Origin of the sequence: Agromyces binzhouensis, from assembly GCF_004135055.1 — a bacterium.
In the GTDB taxonomy this organism is placed as follows: domain Bacteria; phylum Actinomycetota; class Actinomycetes; order Actinomycetales; family Microbacteriaceae; genus Agromyces; species Agromyces binzhouensis.
This window is the reverse complement of record NZ_SDPL01000476.1, coordinates 1-2,158: the sequence shown is the minus strand read 5'-3', so window position 1 is coordinate 2,158 and position 2,158 is coordinate 1. Positions and strand designations below refer to the sequence as shown.

Annotated in this window: 3 protein-coding genes; all 3 read right to left on the bottom strand. The window is 73.5% G+C overall.

Going from position 1 to position 2,158, the window contains the following annotated elements; genetic code table 11:
* Positions 1-324 (bottom strand): site-specific integrase (locus ESO86_RS15845; protein WP_165308036.1); only part of this gene is annotated, 324 nt, incomplete at its 3' end.
* A complete protein-coding gene (locus ESO86_RS15840) occupies positions 317-1,237 on the bottom strand; it encodes a phosphodiesterase (RefSeq protein WP_129235822.1) in 921 nt (306 codons plus the stop codon). The genes ESO86_RS15840 and ESO86_RS15845, both read right to left, overlap by 8 nt.
* Before the next feature lie 49 nt (positions 1,238-1,286).
* Positions 1,287-2,158: DNA-processing protein DprA (locus tag ESO86_RS15835; protein WP_207207183.1), on the bottom strand; the 872-nt coding region annotated here is incomplete at its 5' end.

Below are 2,158 nucleotides of genomic sequence, written 5' to 3'. Positions count from 1 at the left end.
GCGTTCGAGCCAGGCGCAGAGCCCCCGGGCGGATGCCGCGCGGCGCGCCACGGTGGCGCGGGCGAGGCCGCGCTCGGTCGCCTCCCACAGCCAGTCGCGCAGCAGGTCGAGGTCGACGCCGTCGACGCCGTCGACGGACCGCGCCTCCGCGAATCGCGTCAGGTCGGCGAGATCGGACGCGTAGGCGGCGACCGTGTGCTCCGAGTAGCCGCGCTCGAGGCGAACGTGCCCGAGGTACGCGTCGACGGCGTCGTCCATCCGCGTCGGGCGGACGGCGGTGCGCATCCGGGTGCCCGACGGGCCGCCCTCCGCCGGATCAGCCATCCGTCACCCATTCCCGCTTCCGCGAGAAGCGGTCGAGCCGCCCTTCCTCGTCGAGGGCTTCGACCTCGGCGAGGAACTGCTCGCCGAAGCTGGTGATCTCGCCGAACGTCCCGACGGGGACCACCGAGGTGACGACGGCGTCGTCGAAGCAGTGCACGAGCGAGAAGGACCTTCCCCCATCGATGCCGACGAGGTGCCGCGCGGGCGCGGAGAGATCCATCGTGTAGGCGAGCGAACCGGCCACGGAGACGGGGATCCCGGCGAAGGTGCCCTGCGTCGGATAGTGGAGGTGCCCGCCGAGGATGGCGCGGACATCGCGGTCCCGGAGGACCTCGGCGAACTCGTCCTGACGTCGGAGCTCGAGGACGTCCATCAGCGCCAGGGGGGTCGCGATGGGGGCGTGGTGCAGCGCGACGATCGTCCCGTTCGGTGCGGGCTCCGCGAGCACGGCGTCGAGCCAGTCCAGCGTCTCGGCTTCGAGGATGCCGTGGTGGTAGCCGGGCACGCTCGAATCGACGGCGACGATGCGCAGTCCGTCGATGTCGATGACCTGGTTCACCGGGCTCTCGTCCCCGCTGTCGTCGTCGAGCAGCACCCGTCGGAATGGAGCGCGCTCGTCGTGGTTGCCCATGACCCAGATCAGGCGGGCGCCGGTCGCCGCGGCGACGGGGTCGAGCGCGGCACGGACGCGACGATAGGCGTCGTCCTCGCCGAGGTCGGCGATGTCCCCGCTGACGAGGATCGCGTCGAGTCCGCCCGCCATGCGCGCGATCTGCTCCGACGCGCGTTCGAGCTGGGTGACGGTGTCGGCGCGCCCGCCGAGTCGCGCACCGCCCTCGAGGAGGTGCGTGTCACTGAGGTGCGCGATCACGTGTCGTGCCGCGGGGTACCTGCCGAGCCGAGGATGATCCATGTCTGCCTCCGCGGCCAGCCTAGAACCACCGTCCACGTGAAGCCGAGCCTCAATCGGGGGGTCGGCGAACCCAACCCTCGCCGGACCGGGCCGCGAGGCCCGTCGCGTCCATCGCGCCGAGCGCACCCATGACGGCCCCCGGAGCCAGCCCGGTCGATCGGACGAGCTCGGCGATGGTGCGTACGCGGCGGACCGCGAGGGCATCGAGCACCCGCCGTTCTGCCGAGGTCAGCCCCTCGAGCGCGACCTGCGCTCCGGGCGCGGGGCCGTCGACCGCGGCGCCGTGGCCGTCGGCGAGTCCGACGCCGGCGCCAATGACGAGCTCCGCCATCTGCGCGGCATCCGTCACGCAGACCGCATCGAACTCGCGGAGCAGGCGATGGCAACCGGCCGACGCCGGGCTCGTGACCGGTCCGGGCACGGCGCCGAGCGGGCGGCCGAGCGCCGCCGCGTGACCCGCGGTGTTCAGCGACCCGGATCGCATGCCCGCTTCGAGCACGACCGTCGCCCCGGCTGCGGCCGCGATCAACCTGTTCCGCTGGAGGAACCGCCAACGCGTCGGTGCTGCGCCGCACGCGAGCTCGGAGACGACCGCGCCGGTCTCGACGACTCGGCCGAGGAGCGTCTCGTGACCGGCCGGATAGAAGCGGTCGACGCCGCCCGCGAGGAAGGCGACCGTGGTCCCCCCGGCGGCGAGAGCCGACCGGTGCGCCGTTCCGTCGATGCCGTACGCACCGCCCGAGACGACGGCGAACCCGCGGTCGACGAGCCCGGCCGACGCCTCGATCGCGACGTGCTCGCCGTACCCCGTCGCAGCTCGCGCGCCGACGAGTGCGACGGAGGGCGACTCGGTGAGCGCCGCCGGGCGACCGCGTACCCACAGCGCCAGCGGCGCGTGCGCACCGAGATCGCCGACCGCGT